Raw genomic sequence first — 13,599 nt, 5'->3', positions numbered from 1 at the left:
AGTTGGTTCGCCAACACGATGTTCCAAAGTATCCATCCGGTGAAGGCCGCGGTGTGACGCCGGCCGAGGCGTAGCCGAAGTTACGCGGCGATTGCGTCGGGGAGCGGCGCCCAGTTCCATGGCAGAAGCTCGTCGAGCCTGGTGGCGGGGTGATCGGCAATGCGGGCGAGGACATCGGCGAGCCAGGCCTGCGGATCGACGTCATTGAGCTTGGCGGTCTGGATCAGCGTGTAGATGATGGCGGCGCGTTGCCCGCCGCGGTCGGACCCGCAGAACAGCCATGCCTTGCGGCCGAGCGGGATGCAGCGCAACGCGCGTTCGGCAGCATTGTTGGTGAGGCAGATCCTGCCGTCGTCAAGGAAGCGGGTGAACGCGTCCCAGCGCTTCAGCATGTAGAGGCAGGCCTTGGTCAGATCATGGCCGCGCGACAGCTTGGCCACCTGCGCGGTGAGCCAGGTGTGGAGCTCGGACATCAGCGGTGCGCTGAGTTCCTGGCGAACGGCAATCCGCTCGGCCGGAGCCGTGCCATTGATGCCCCGCTCGATATCGAACAGGGCGTCGAGGCGCTGCACGGCTTCCAGCGCGATCGGATAGGTCATGCTGCTGCGCTGGCCACGGCTCTTCTTGCGGGCTGAGCTTACGACATCGGCCAGCTCGAAGAACTTGCGGCGCGCATGGGCAAAGCATCCAGCTTCCAGCACGGGACCGGGATCACGGCCTTCGCGATAGAGCTCGTTGTAGCCGCCATAGGCATCGGCCTGCAGGATACCGGACCATGCCGCGAGATGGGTCTGCGGGTGCTCGCCGCGCCGATCGCGCGAGTAATGGAACAGGGCAGCTGGTGGATCAGATCCGGCGAACGGGCGATCATCGCGAACGTAAACCCATAATCGAGCCGTATCGGTCTTGCCCCTGGCCATGACCGGCACGGTGGTATCGTCACCATGGATGCGGTCCGAAGCAAGGACGTGCGCTTCAATCAGCTTGTAGAGCGGCATCAGCGCATGGGCAGCTGCGCCGACCTGATCAGCCAGCGTCGAGACGCTGAGCGGCACGCCTTCGCGGGCAAAGCGCTCGGCCTGCCGGTTGAGCGGTTGGTGCTGCCCGAACTTCTCGAACAGCAGCATGGCGAGGAAGCTGGGGCCCGCCCATCCGCGCGGGACCACGTGGAACGGCGCCGGGGCCTGCGCGATCTTCTCGCAGTCCCGGCACGAGAACTTCTCGCGCACCGTCTGGATCACCTTCCACGAGCGCGGGATCACCTCGAGCGTCTCGGTGACGTCTTCGCCGAGCTTGGAGAGCCGATCCCCGCCGCAGGCCGGGCAGGAACATGGGGCGGGCACCACGACGCGCTCGCGCGGCAGGTGATCGGGGAACGGCTTTCTTGTGGGCCGCTTGCGTTCGAACGCGGTGACCGTGGTGGTCTTGGCTGCCGCTTCCTCGGCGATCAGATCGTCCTCGGCGGCGTCGGCTTCGAGCTCTTCGAGCTGCAGCTCCATCTGATCAAGCAAGCGGCGGCTGCGCTCGGCGCTGGGGCCATACTGCTCGCGCCTGAGCTTGGCGATCTGCAGCTTGAGGTGGGCGATCACCGCTTCGATGGCGCTCTGGTGGGCATGGGCGTTGGCCAGTTCGGCTGCGACAGTGGCGGCGTGCTGCTCGGCCTCCTCGGCTCTGCGGGCCATCGTCGCCACCAGCGCCTTGAGCGCTTCGACATCGTCCGGAAGGGGCGAAATGGCGGCTTCCATGGAAGGGATGGAATCATGTTCCACCCTCTGCCGCAAGGGCAAAACACCACCTTCTGACGATTATCCTGCGCTCGCCGGGCGCCACGTATACTGCGGGTTGCGCCAGTCGATCCCCTCCAGCAGGCAGGCCAACTGCGAAGGGGTCAGCGACACCGTTCCCTCCTTGGCGGCGGGCCACACGAAGCGGCCCTTCTCGAGCCGCTTGGCATAGAGCGACATGCCGATCCCGTCGTGCCAGATGATCTTGATCAGCGATCCCGCGCGGCCGCGAAACACGAACAGATCGCCGCTATGAGGATTACGCTTGAGACCCTGCTGCACCAGCAGGGCCAGGCCCTGCATGCCCTTCCGCATGTCCGTGTGGCCCAGCGCGATCCACACCCGCGCGCTCGGAGGGATCATCGCAGAGCCTTCAATGCGGCAGCAACCAGCGCCGGTGATGCCGCAGGATAAATGCTCAGCCGCTTGCCGCGCGGCAGATCAATGATCATCACGGGGTGCTCGACCGTGCTGGTCGCCGCTGCGTCCTCATCCACCACCGCTTCGGCAAACACCGGCGCCGGCAACGCCTCGGATAAGCTGCTTGCCCGTTCGCCTGCCTCGCGCAGCTTGCGCCGCCAGGTGTAGATCAGCGCCGAAGAAATATCGTGACGTCGGCACACCTCGGCAACGCAGGCGCCCGGCGCGAAAGCATCGGAAAGTATCCGCAGCCGCTCTTCCTCGCTCCAACGTCGGCGCCGCTCTGGCCCCGAAAACACCGTCACCTGACCCATCGACCACTCCATAAGCGCGCTCACAAGAGCACGCTAAAGAGCGCTCAATACCTACCCAGACAAGGCGGTCCCCGCCGGATGGATACGTTCCAAAGCTGCTGGGGTGGAGCGAGCCTGCCAGATCGCCCCACCCCAGCAAGACAAGACCGACGCCTTCCGCCGGAAGGTGTTGGAGCGCGCCTTTCTGGAAGACACAGGTGAAACGCGGCAGGACGATGGGGTTCGGCGTCCGGCACGGCTTTATGCACTACAAGGCGGGGTTAGTGTGTTCGACCGGCGGGTTTAATACGAGCTGTAGAGACCTGTCACTATTTCGAAAGCTCTATCAGCGGCGTCCTTGACGTGGATGGCCAGCTGGTCGTCGACGGCGACACTCGGCTTCCAACTGCGCATGAAATATTCTTCGTCCTCGTCCCAGGCGAAACCGTCAACCGTCCAATCCTCGTACGCCTTACCGTTTTTGTTTATCGGACAAATGCCGATCCAGGTCTCTCCTGAATCAAAACCGGCCAGCAGATAGATCGACCTGTCGCCGTCTGTATATCTTACGCTAATCTCCCCATCGTCCCAAAGCTCTGCAGCCGCGAAGCCCGTGTCCGATACTGTCATATCCACCGGATCGCGTATCCAGTCCGCGCGATCTCCCCACACCGCCTCGAAAAATCGATAGAGCGCGAGCGAATAATCCCAGCGGACCGCTTCTGCCGAAGCACGTGCCTTGAGAAATGACTCGACCTCATCCCACTCGATCGCGGCAGGGAATTTCCTGTCGGCGAGGATTTCCTCGACGGCAGCGGTCAGGGCCTTGTCGGAGAAACAAGTGCTGACGGTTTCCGGTACGGTAAAAGGCTCGGTCACAGGCAATCCCATATCTGTTTTCGAAAATGCGCGAACTCGGCGTCGTTGTCGGTCTGGTCCAAAAGGCGCTCGAAACGAGCAAGCAACGAGCTCCACGCCATGAAACGCCAATCCTTGTTCCAAGTGAGACGGCTTTTGATGATCGATTGCTTTTTTGGCGCGGCAACGATCAGTGCGAGCCTGGTACTATTGGCAAAACCGGCCCCGATCGCTTTCCTGCCAAGGCTTTTAGAAGCACATTTTCTATAATGGGAAAGCGGGTTGTGAGCGAGGCTTGCACCAAACTTGGCTTCGACCGCGAGCCCCCAGGCGCACCCGTCGGAAACCCCCATCACCAAGAGATCGATCCGCCCGCCTTTGCCGGTCGGAACCTCGGTCAAGATCTCGATCTGCGATAGCATAGCGGGCCACGCCATCCACGGTGCCGCAGCCTTCATGAAGGTAATCGTTCTGGCTGGTGGCCCCATGTTCAAATAATGTTTGATGCCTGCCATGACTTGCGTTTCGGTCAGGCTAAGCCATTGCGGTGTCTCGCAGGCAAAAGGATGAATTCTGTCCGTTATGCCGAACCATCGTCTCGCATCGCCCAGCTCTTCGGCGGGCCGCTTTGCAAGCGTCGGTGCATTGCCGATCTTGTTTATCGCCTGACGATACCCGTTCGGGTGCAACGCCATCCAACGGCGAACGTGATCCAGATCGCAGCTGCGCGGCAAGGCAGCGACAGCGGTATATTCATTGCGCCCCATCACGCCGCAATACCGCGTCATGCGCGAAATCCAAGCGGCTGTCTGACAGCGCCGCGTGCGCGCGCCTCGTTTAGCAACCATCGCGCCAATCGGTCCGCCCCATTCTCTCCAAGCAATCTGGCGCGGCGCGAAACCTGCGCGAAATCACCGGGCGTAAGGCCCACGAGCGGCATCGCGCTGGGTGAATCGATGCCGAACCATCTACGAAACTGTGTATTGGCCCGACCCTCGTCCAACACTTTAAACTCGGCTTGCAGGGTGAACCTGCGCTGCGTGGCAGGGTCGAGCCGGTCGGCAAGATTGGAAGTGGCGATGAAAGGGGCGCGCAGCGCCTCCATCTGCCGCAGCATTTCGGATACCATCGTTCGTTCCCAGCTTCGCACCGCGCCGCGGCGGTCCGAAAGAAAGTCATCCGCCTCATCGATCAGCAACACCGCTTTTTGACGGGCGGCCCGGTGAAAGGCGGCGGCGATCAACCGCTCGGTCCCGCCGACATAGGAATCGAGCAGGTCGGAACCCCGTTCGACCTGGATATCCAGGCCCATTGCACTGGCCACATAATGCGCAAAGGCGCTTTTCCCGGTGCCCGAAGCGCCGTGGAACAGCAAGCTCCAGCTCCTGTCAGCAGAACTGGCGAGACGCCTGGCCAGATCAGTTAGGTCGCGATCCGCGCGGGCGAGTTCCGGATCATAAGCCGCAGGCAGCGAAAACGGCGGCGGCGGACTGCCCGTCAACGCCTCGACCAGTCCGCTGCCAATAAGCTGCGCATCCTCAATGCCACCGCCGATCGTTGCGGCCCCTGATACCGCCGTTTCTAGCACCGCCGGCGAAGCGGGAAGCGCGGCGAGCGCGGATGTTTGCACGCCGGTCAAAGCCAGTCCCGCAATACGAGCATGGCGCCCTACTATGCGGCGACGAACGGCGGCGGGAGGCAAATCGAAGCGCACGGCATGATCCATCCGCCGTACCGTCGTTTCGGCAAGCGAACTGACATCGTTGACGATCCAGATCGTCGGCGGTCCGGGGGCATCGACAAAGGCGTTGAGCCAAGCCTTGGAAAAGCTGTTCCGCGAATCGCTGCTCCAGTCATAATGCAGGATATCGTCGGCCTCGTCCGCGATGATCGCATGACTCTCCTGCCCCCGGGTCAGCTCGCGCAGAAGCGTAACATGAGCTATACGGTCCCTGCGATTGGGTTCGTCACCGTGTTCATCTGTCATGCCGGCCATTACGGGTATGAGCCCTGCGGATCGAACAATATGCAGCGCGAATTCGGTCTTGCCGGTTCCGGGCGGGCCATAAAGCAGGATCGACGCTCCCTTGCGCGCTGCGACAAGGGAAAGAGCCAACTCCGCCTCACGCCCAAGGTGCGCGAAGTCGTGATGGCCCAATCGCGACGGCCCTGCTTCAGGCATCAACCTTTCGGTCAACGCCTCGGGCCGCGACAGCCTCATGCGCGTGAGCCTGGCAAGAAATTGGCCGACACGGATGTCGCCATCGGCATCGCTGTGGATCAGACCAGCCCGAACCAAACGCGACCCTGCGTGGAATCTTTGGTCAAGGACGCCCTTGCCATGCCCCGTCATCTTCGCCAGCAAATCAAGGGTAAGATGACCCGACCGAATGATGGATTCGACGAGCGAGCGCCATTCGGGAAACAGCTCTAACCTGGCCAGAATATTCAGCCCATCCCGTTCGACCCGGTCGAGCCCGAAGGCCCGCCCCAACCAATCCATCCGTTTGTCCAGCGCATTGGACCTGCGCCGGAGCTTCCGCGCGCGAATAATCGCGGGGACAAGCTGGAGAATCTGCGCCGCCCTGGCGCTGGTCTTGTGCCGATCATGCAGGCCAAGCCAGCCTGCATCGATTCCGAACCTGTCCGACAATTCGCACAGGAGGGATTTGCCCACGACATGGCGCTGGTATGTCCCCATCCGTTCAATCGTCTCGGCGATCGTTAAGAGCAGGATGTCCAGCTCCGCCTTTTCGAGATCGTGGGAAGCGCAGTCCAAGGCATGTCGATTCGTCATAGGTCGGGTTTGACGCAGACTGACGGCAGAACCGGTCGTAGTTCACTTTCGGCGCTTCACGCCACCATTTTGTAATCGGTGCCGATCCGCTGCCGTGCGCTTGCCCTTCGAGCATAGACCTGCCGCATTGCCGCCTCTGCATCGGCACGCGAAGAAAACGATTGCCGCATATTGCGGGGCCGTGATCCGCAGCGACCCCACGCACGCTCTACAATAGCTACGCCGAACAGGTCGGTCGACACGGACACACGGTAGAACCGCGTCATGTTTCGCGCCGGATCACGCGCTTCCCAATAAATGGTGATGTCCTCCCACAGGTCCATGCGGGCGATGGTGCCGAGTGGCAGCGGGCTTGGCCAACGGGAATTCTGAATCAGTGCGGACCAACTGATTCAGTGGATCGATCAGTGCTCCGCACCCTCACTCGGATCGCCCAAGACGCCGCCGATATCGCGCGCGCCATGCAGCACTCGCCATACATCGATATGGTCGTGACGGGTGATGTAGAAGACCATCCAGTCATGCCCCTTGACCCGCATGGATCGCAGACCGGGCAGGTTCAGCTCATGCGACCACCGCGGAGAGCCGGTTCCGGGACGTTCTATAATCCGGCGCATCGCGGCCTGCACAGCATCGATGAAAGCGACCGCTGTATTGCGCCCTGATTCACTCATCAGCCAGTCGGTTGCCTGTTCCAGATCGCCGCGCGCCGCTTCGCGCAGGACGACGCGACGCGTGGCCATTCGTCAGGATGCGCGGGCGCGCAAGCCGTCGAAGAAAGCTTCGTCTGCGACCGGCCCAATCGGCGACTGCGCACCATCGAGCAGCAACCCGCGCAGCCGTTCGCGTTCGCGGTCGCGGCGGATCAGCTCGCGGACATATTCGCTGGTGTTGCCATAGCCACGCGCCTGGACCTGACCATCGACCCAGTCACGCAGCTGATCGGGTAGAGAGATGTTCATCGTTCCCATTAGTGCGGAATATGAGCGGTTTGGCAATATTTGGCAAGATGAGCTTTGGCCTCAGCTCTGCTCGACTGCCAGTTCGGCGCAACGCACAACCACCGCGGCCAGTATGCCTCGCCGAAAGGCACTCTCCAGCGTGCCATCGTTGAACCGGTCGCAGCGAACCAACGCCGTCAGAATGTGCTCCAGCTGATTTATTGATGAATTCGCGATCGAGGCCGGGTTGCCGAGAAGGGTTTCAGCCTCGTCACCATCCATCCATTCCGGCCAGTCGATATCAGACCGGATCCAATCATCGTCATAGCAAATTTGTACGAATGCCATCGCATGCGGAGTCAGATCGCTCGCCGACATCATCGACACACCGTCCTCCGAGAAGGCAGCTTCGCTCTCCTCACCAAACTGGAAATCGTTGCGGCGAAAAATGTCCGCGAAGCGCGCCATGCGGGCGAGCCTATCCCGTAAGATTTGGGTCACTGCCGAGCCCTCTTCTTACTCTACTACCGGATAGTGCGGCATCGCCCATTCCTCGTCCGGGTTGTCCATCATCAAATCAATGAACACCGGCAGCAAGCAGCTTAGAATCGCCGCACCATCGCGGACCTGATCGCGGTTGACACTGCTGTTCCACGTCGCCCCGCCGTGCACCAGCTGGTTGCGAAGGACATAAAGCCGGTCGAACACGATGGAGAGAATCCGCGGCGTGTCCTGCGCCTCCAGCGCATGTCGACTATTATGGTAGGCACGGTCCAATTTCTCCGCCCAATCGGCATGCTCATCGGCACCGTTGTGATAAGACCAGAACGGCGCGAACACGTACTTATTGTCCAGCAGCACGCGGATTTCCTGGCTGAAACGCTGCCACACCATGTTGTAGATGCGGCTCTGTCCATCGAGCTTCACCATCGTCTCGAAGAAGTTGCGCAGATGGTCGCGCTCGCGCGCCTCGTCGAGATTGCCTGCATAGGCAGCATTGAAGCCGATCCATAGCAAGATGAAGCGTACGTCCTGATCGTCGTTTTCATTTTCGGCCCGCAGAAGCCAACTAAGCGCGCGATGGACGCGAAGCGTCAACGGCTCGGCAAAACCGGCGCGGAGTTCGCGCTGCTTTGTCTTGAGACTAGCGGCGTGCAGCGGGTGTCCCGCCGGATAGGTCTGCGGCAATTCCAACTCCCCCTTGCGACCGGAAATTGCGCCAAAAGGCGTACGATTTCCAGCACATCCCAAGGGGTAGGCCCAAATTTCCGCAGCTTAAGGGGGAACATGCTCTCGTTACCGCATAAGTTCGTGGAAAATTCATCATAGCGGCGGGCATGACCGGTTTTGTCGTTTTGCAATCCTACACGGAGCGGCGAAAGGACAGGAATGACCACACCGCTAACGATCGTTCACACTTCAGACTGGCACCTCGGCCACGAACTCCACGCCCATCCGCGCGAAGCGGAGCATGACGCGTTTCTTGCCTGGCTGCTCGACCGGCTCGAGGCGTTGGGCGCCGATTGCCTGCTGATCGCAGGCGATATCTATGACGTGGCCAATCCGCCCACCGCGGCGATCCAGCGCCTGTTCCGCTTCCTGCGCGATGCGATGGCACGGATGCCAGATCTGCAGATTGTCATCACCGGCGGAAATCACGACAGTGCGGCCCGCGTCGACCTGCCCGGCGCGCTTGTGGACAGCCAGCGCCTCCACCTTGTCGGCAATCTGCCGCGCCGCGATGGCGAAGTGGATCACGACCGCCTTTTCGCGCAGATAGCAGGCTCAAACGGAGACCCTTCTGCCCTTGTGGCAGCCGTGCCGTTCTGCCGCCCCGGCGATTATGGCGCGGCGGGCCTGTCCGGGCTCTATTCCGCCATCATCGAAGAGGGCTGCCGCCGCGCTGACGGTCTACCGCTGATCGTCATGGGTCATTTACACGTCGCCGGCGGCGAGATTTCCGAACGATCGGAACGCAATATTCTGGTTGGCGGAGAGGAAGCGCAGGCATCGAGCCTGTTCGATGGTCGCTGCGCCTATGTCGCGCTCGGGCACTTGCACCGCCCGCAGCAGATCAAGGGCCCCTGCCCTATCCGCTATTCGGGTTCGCCCTTCCCCTTTTCTGCAACCGAGCGCGAATATCGCCACTCCATCGCCGTGGTGCGCATCGCAGAAGGTGCAGCAGAAGTAGAGCTTGAGCCGATCCCCCGCCCTGCCCCGTTCATCGCCGTTCCGGATCGCGGTAGCGCCCCGCTAAGCGAAGTGCTGGAAGAGCTTCACGCACTTTCGGCTAAGCTCGATCCCGATACGCCGCGCGAGTTCTGGCCGTTCCTCGAAATCACCGTCGCGACCGATGGGCCGCAGCCGTTCCTGCAGCATGAGATTCACCAGGCCATCCGCGACCTGCCTGTACGGCTGACGCGGATCGTGCGGCAATCGGTCCATCAGTCTGCGGAACCCTCCCCGTGGGACGGCAAGCAGATCGAGGAGTTGGAACCCGCCGAGATCTTCTCTGCCCTCTACCGCGGCCAGGGGCATGGCGATCCCGGCGCTGAGCTTCTGTCTGCCTTTGCCGAACTGGTCGATGCGGCCCGGCAGGAGGACGCCTGATGCGTATATTGGCCATCCGCGGCGAGAATCTCGCCAGCCTTGAAGCCCCCTTCGACATCGATTTTACCGCCGAGCCGCTGGAAAGCGCCGGGATCTTTGCCATCACGGGCCCGACCGGTGCAGGAAAGTCGACGCTGCTCGATGCGATGGGTCTGGCGCTGTTTGACACGATGGCCCGGCTTGGGCCGACCAGTTCGGGTTCGAAGATTACCGGCACGGGCGACGAGCTGTCGGCCAATGACGTGCGCGCCATCATGCGGCACGGCGCCGATTCCTGTTTTGCCGAGGCTGACTTCGAAGTGCGCGGAACGCGCTGGCGGGCGCGCTGGTCGGTGGAACGCGCCCGCACGGGGACGCTGAAGCAGCGCGAGCGCTCGCTCATCAATCTCGAGAGCGGCGAAGGCGGTCCTGACAAGCTCACGATAATCAAGGACAAGATCGAGAAGTTGATCGGACTTACCCCCGACCAGTTCGGGCGCGCTGTCGTGCTGGCGCAAGGCGAGTTCGAGAAATTCCTCAACGCCAATGATTCCGAGCGGGCCGAACTGCTGGAAACACTCACCGGTACCGACATCTACAGCCGCCTGGGGCGGCTCGCGGGCCAGAAGGCCAGTGAGTTGAAGCTGGAGGAGCGCGGCATCCTCGAGCAGATCCGCGCGCTCGACGGGCTAAACGATGTGGAACGCGCCGAGCTCGAAGCCGGCGCCGCCGAGGCCGCCGAAGCACTATCGACCGCGCAACAGGCGCTGGAGACTTTGCAGGAAGCCCAGCGCTGGGATCAGACCGGCACGCAGCTGGCTGGCGCCGTGCGGGATGCCGAGCAGGCCGTAGCGGCCGCGCAAGAGGCGCAGGACGAGGCTGAACCGCGACGGGTCGCCTTAGCGGCAGCGAAGCGCGCAGCCCAGCTGGTGCCATCTTGGCGCGCCATGCAGCAGGCGGCGCTCCAAGCGCGAGAGGCGAAGGAGCGGATCGGAATTGCAGAGGCGAGGCTTGCGAAACAATCGCTTGCCCTGGAAACTGCGGTCACAGCTGAAGACACGGCGACGACCGCTCTGGCGCAGGTACAAATTGAAGTCGACGCCCTCCGACCGGAAATCGCCAAGGCGCGGACGCTGGACGAGCGGATCGCCGATCTCACCCGCCGCGTAGTCGAGAGCGATGAACGCAGCCGCGCGCTGGCCAAGGATCTGGAGGACGCGGAGGAGAATTTCGCCGCGGCCGATACAGCTTTCGCGGACTGCGAAGCCGAACTGGCTAACCGCACTCAGTGGATCACCGAGCACGAAGCGCTGCGCAGTCTGGCGCGAGAAGGCGATGCAATCCGGGCGGATCTGGCAGAACATCGCGAATTGACGGAGCAGCTGGCGCGCAGCGGGTCCGAACTTGCCAACGCGCGCAGCGAACTTGAGCAGAATGAGACGCGTGCGAAGCAGGCCGCCGAGGCACGGAGCGCGGCGCAAGAGGCGCTGGCTGCGGACCGCCATGCGCTGGCAGACGCTGAAGCGGCAGCACCGAATGAACAGCATCTTGAGGAGCTGCGCGAGCGGGATCGGCGCCTCTCGATCATTCCCGCCGCCATTCGGGGGGTGGAGAGTGCTGCAAACCAGCTGTCCGAGGCCAGTCAGGCGCTGGACGAACGCCGCAACCGGCAGAAACAAACCGCGCAGAAACTGGCCGATACGCGCGATGAAAGGACCATATTCGCAGAACGCATCCCAGCGCTCACAGCAGAGGCCCGGGGTGCGCGCACCACCGCGGACCGAGTGTCGTTGGCAGGCGATGCGGCTGCGGCGCATTTGCGCGATACGCTGGTACCCGGAGAGCCTTGCCCTGTATGCGGATCGAGCGAACATGAAGCCGCTACGCTGACCGCACTCTTAAATGCGCCCGTATCCGAAGCCATCGGCCATGCCGACGCACTGGAGGCAAAACTCAAGAACATGGAACGGCGCGACGCCGCGCTCGAAAGCGAAATCACCGCTTTCGAGAGCCAGGCCGCGCAGCTGGCGACCGATGTGACGCAATATGGCGAACGGCTTGCCAGGCTCGGCAAGGCGCGCGACGAGGCATGGGAACAGCTGGCCAACGCCACGCTCGCTTGCGGAATCGAGCCTGAGCACGACGACTTGCACGCGCTGGTTGCATCCCAGACAAAGAATGTCTCGGAGCAATTGGCAAATGGTAGGCGATTGCAGCAGGCCGTGGAGCAGACGCGCAGCAAGGAGCAAGCCGCATTGGCCGCGCTGGAAACGGCCCGTGCCGTCGCCGAGGACGCGGAAAGGACCCTTCAGGCCATTAGTGCTCGCGTCATTACGCTGACAGGGCGCGAAACGCAGAACAGGGCAGCGCTCGCGCGCATTGATGAAGACTTGGATCGAAGGTTGAACATCCTGCCCGGCATGGAAGCAGGCTGGCAACAACTGGGCGATGCGCAAAGCTGGCTGGAAGGCCAGATTTCAGCATGGAATGACGCTCAGGCTGCGCACGAGAGCGCCGCGAGCGCCCTCCCCCGCCTTCGTGCAGCGCGCGAAGAGACGCAGACTGCACTGAACGTGGCGCGCACGCGGCAGGACAGTCAGAAAGGCGAAGGCGACAGCGTCAGTGCGGACAAGCGGGCGCTTGAGGAGGAGCGCGCACCTTTGCTTTCGGGCAAAGCGGTTGTCGAGGTGGAAAGCGATCTGCAAAATCGCGTATCCGCCGCTACTAATGATCGGGATACGGCTCGTCAGAAGCTGGGCGAGGTGCAAACGGCACAGGCCTCGGCCAAGTCGGCAGTGGAGGTCACTCGTGACGAAGCCGCCCGGCTCAGCAATAGTGCCGAGCAGCAATCCACCGACTTCTCCGCTGCGTTGGCACGCAGTGAGCTGACCGCCACAGAGATTGAATCTGCCGGTGCGAACGAAGGCGACCGGGAAGCGGAGGAGCTAGCGCTTCAGGCCCTTTCGGATGCGGTCACCGGCGCGCAGGCTGCGCTGCAAGGGCGCCGGGGCGATCTGGCTCTGCACAAGGCAAGCGACCGCCCTGCCCTCTTGGGGGATGCTCTGATCGAAGCCCTTCAGCAGGCCAATTCCGAGCGTCGTGCCGCGGAAGAACGCAAAAGCGAAATCGACGGCAGGATCGCCAGCGACGATAGTCTGCGCAGCCGCACTGCAGCGCTGCGCGCCCGGCATGCCGCTTGGCAAAAAGAGGCTGAACCCTGGCTCAAGCTGGGCAGCTTGATCGGGGATGCGAACGGCAACCGCTTCCGCCGTTATGCACAAGGGCTGACGCTGGACCGTCTGCTTGTCGCCGCCAATGCGCGATTGTCCGATCTGAAGCCACGCTATGCCCTGCAGCGCGGCGGCGGCGGCGATATGGTGATCCAGGTCGTGGATCACGATCTGGCAGGCCAGGTTCGCGGCCTTCACAATCTGTCGGGCGGCGAACGCTTCCTCGTCAGTCTCGCCCTTGCGCTGGGCCTTGCGGAAATGAGTAGCGGACGCGGTGTCCGGATCGAGAGCCTGTTTATCGACGAGGGTTTTGGCTCGCTCGATCCGGCAAGTTTGGGGCAAGCATTATCAGTCCTTGAAAACCTGCACGCGACCGGGCGCCGCGTCGGTGTCATCAGCCATGTCGAGGAATTGAAAGAGCGTATTCCTGTGAAGATTCTGGTTGAGGAGCTTTCACCGGGACGCAGTCGGTTGGAGGTTGTTTCTGGGTAGCAGGCTGAGAGCCGGAAACGTCAGCAAAACGCGTCTTAAAGCGGCTTCGCGATTATGAGTAACACAGCCGCAATTGGCGATCTCATCATACGCCATTTAATGCCAGCGGCCCCGCTCAATTCCACCAGCACCGCCTAAAGCCACCGATGCCTCCGTCTGTAGCGTTCGCACATCGGCATCGGGACGCGCGTTCAA

The 13,599-nt window shown here is 62.3% G+C and carries 14 protein-coding genes; 3 read left to right on the top strand and 11 right to left on the bottom strand.

All coding sequences use genetic code 11. From position 1 onward, the window contains the following. Positions 1-80: 80 nt before the first annotated feature. Genes tnpC through tnpA form a run of 3 tightly spaced genes read right to left on the bottom strand, consistent with a single transcriptional unit; the run spans position 81 to position 2,518 of the window. Complete coding sequence (gene tnpC, locus A9D14_RS18260) at positions 81-1,745, bottom strand: IS66 family transposase (protein WP_066843521.1); 1,665 nt, start codon at positions 1,743-1,745, stop codon at positions 81-83. Positions 1,746-1,805: 60 nt separating this feature from the next. Then, positions 1,806-2,147: an IS66 family insertion sequence element accessory protein TnpB gene (gene tnpB / locus A9D14_RS18255; protein WP_066843519.1), complete on the bottom strand. Its 342-nt coding sequence runs from the start codon at positions 2,145-2,147 to the stop codon at positions 1,806-1,808. Beyond that, a complete protein-coding gene (gene tnpA, locus A9D14_RS18250; RefSeq protein WP_066848315.1) occupies positions 2,144-2,518 on the bottom strand; it encodes an IS66-like element accessory protein TnpA in 375 nt (124 codons plus the stop codon). The genes tnpB and tnpA overlap by 4 nt, the downstream gene beginning before the upstream one ends. A gap of 103 nt (positions 2,519-2,621) precedes the next feature. On the opposite strand from tnpA, the gene A9D14_RS20530 reads away from it, so the two are divergent. After that, the gene (locus A9D14_RS20530; RefSeq protein WP_415877365.1) at positions 2,622-2,804 is read left to right on the top strand and encodes an NrtR DNA-binding winged helix domain-containing protein; all 183 of its coding nucleotides are present in this window, start codon (positions 2,622-2,624) and stop codon (positions 2,802-2,804) included. On the opposite strand, the gene A9D14_RS18245 is transcribed toward A9D14_RS20530, so the two are convergent. The 8 genes from A9D14_RS18245 to A9D14_RS18210 all read right to left on the bottom strand — a co-directional run bounded on the left by A9D14_RS18245 (position 2,801) and on the right by A9D14_RS18210 (position 8,281). Then, a complete protein-coding gene (locus A9D14_RS18245; RefSeq protein WP_066850832.1) occupies positions 2,801-3,376 on the bottom strand; it encodes a hypothetical protein in 576 nt (191 codons plus the stop codon). The genes A9D14_RS20530 and A9D14_RS18245 overlap by 4 nt on opposite strands. Beyond that, the gene (locus tag A9D14_RS18240) at positions 3,373-4,143 is read right to left on the bottom strand and encodes a PD-(D/E)XK nuclease family protein (RefSeq protein WP_066850831.1); all 771 of its coding nucleotides are present in this window, start codon (positions 4,141-4,143) and stop codon (positions 3,373-3,375) included. Before A9D14_RS18240 ends, A9D14_RS18245 begins: the two co-directional genes overlap by 4 nt. Further along, positions 4,140-6,134: an AAA family ATPase gene (locus A9D14_RS18235; RefSeq protein ID WP_066850830.1), complete on the bottom strand. Its 1,995-nt coding sequence runs from the start codon at positions 6,132-6,134 to the stop codon at positions 4,140-4,142. The genes A9D14_RS18240 and A9D14_RS18235 overlap by 4 nt, the downstream gene beginning before the upstream one ends. Positions 6,135-6,208: 74 nt before the next feature. Further along, complete coding sequence (locus tag A9D14_RS18230) at positions 6,209-6,475, bottom strand: WGR domain-containing protein (RefSeq protein WP_083988193.1); 267 nt, start codon at positions 6,473-6,475, stop codon at positions 6,209-6,211. A gap of 81 nt (positions 6,476-6,556) precedes the next feature. After that, entirely contained in the window at positions 6,557-6,895 is a 339-nt protein-coding gene (locus tag A9D14_RS18225) for a type II toxin-antitoxin system RelE/ParE family toxin (RefSeq protein ID WP_066850829.1), read from the bottom strand. Positions 6,896-6,898: 3 nt separating this feature from the next. Then, entirely contained in the window at positions 6,899-7,123 is a 225-nt protein-coding gene (locus tag A9D14_RS18220; RefSeq protein WP_066850828.1) for a type II toxin-antitoxin system ParD family antitoxin, read from the bottom strand. A gap of 51 nt (positions 7,124-7,174) precedes the next feature. Continuing rightward, positions 7,175-7,594: a DUF6508 domain-containing protein gene (locus A9D14_RS18215; RefSeq protein WP_269769233.1), complete on the bottom strand. Its 420-nt coding sequence runs from the start codon at positions 7,592-7,594 to the stop codon at positions 7,175-7,177. A gap of 15 nt (positions 7,595-7,609) precedes the next feature. Next, positions 7,610-8,281, bottom strand: coding sequence for a HEPN domain-containing protein (locus A9D14_RS18210; RefSeq protein ID WP_087910624.1), 672 nt, complete (start codon positions 8,279-8,281; stop codon positions 7,610-7,612). 201 nt (positions 8,282-8,482) lie between these two features. Between A9D14_RS18210 and A9D14_RS18205 the strand changes: the two genes are divergently transcribed. Continuing rightward, positions 8,483-9,703, top strand: a complete 1,221-nt coding sequence (locus A9D14_RS18205; protein ID WP_066850826.1) for an exonuclease SbcCD subunit D — start codon at positions 8,483-8,485, stop codon at positions 9,701-9,703. Then, on the top strand, positions 9,703-13,404 hold the full coding sequence (locus A9D14_RS18200; RefSeq protein WP_066850825.1) for an AAA family ATPase: 3,702 nt from the start codon (positions 9,703-9,705) through the stop codon (positions 13,402-13,404). Before A9D14_RS18205 ends, A9D14_RS18200 begins: the two co-directional genes overlap by 1 nt. Positions 13,405-13,599 lie beyond the last annotated feature (195 nt).

Origin of the sequence: Croceicoccus marinus (assembly GCF_001661675.2) — a bacterium.
Lineage (GTDB): Bacteria > Pseudomonadota > Alphaproteobacteria > Sphingomonadales > Sphingomonadaceae > Croceicoccus > Croceicoccus marinus.
This window is presented reverse-complemented; position numbering and strand designations above follow the sequence as displayed.

Coding starts and splice junctions, on each gene's coding strand:
- A9D14_RS18200 (WP_066850825.1), top strand. CDS start 9,703: ATGCGTATATTGGCCATCCGCGGCGAGAATCTCGCCAGCCTTGAAGCC.
- A9D14_RS18230 (WP_083988193.1), bottom strand. CDS start 6,475: ATGGACCTGTGGGAGGACATCACCATTTATTGGGAAGCGCGTGATCCG.
- A9D14_RS18205 (WP_066850826.1), top strand. CDS start 8,483: ATGACCACACCGCTAACGATCGTTCACACTTCAGACTGGCACCTCGGC.
- A9D14_RS18225 (WP_066850829.1), bottom strand. CDS start 6,895: ATGGCCACGCGTCGCGTCGTCCTGCGCGAAGCGGCGCGCGGCGATCTG.
- tnpB (WP_066843519.1), bottom strand. CDS start 2,147: ATGATCCCTCCGAGCGCGCGGGTGTGGATCGCGCTGGGCCACACGGAC.
- A9D14_RS18220 (WP_066850828.1), bottom strand. CDS start 7,123: ATGGGAACGATGAACATCTCTCTACCCGATCAGCTGCGTGACTGGGTC.
- tnpA (WP_066848315.1), bottom strand. CDS start 2,518: ATGGGTCAGGTGACGGTGTTTTCGGGGCCAGAGCGGCGCCGACGTTGG.
- A9D14_RS18240 (WP_066850831.1), bottom strand. CDS start 4,143: ATGACGCGGTATTGCGGCGTGATGGGGCGCAATGAATATACCGCTGTC.
- tnpC (WP_066843521.1), bottom strand. CDS start 1,745: ATGGAAGCCGCCATTTCGCCCCTTCCGGACGATGTCGAAGCGCTCAAG.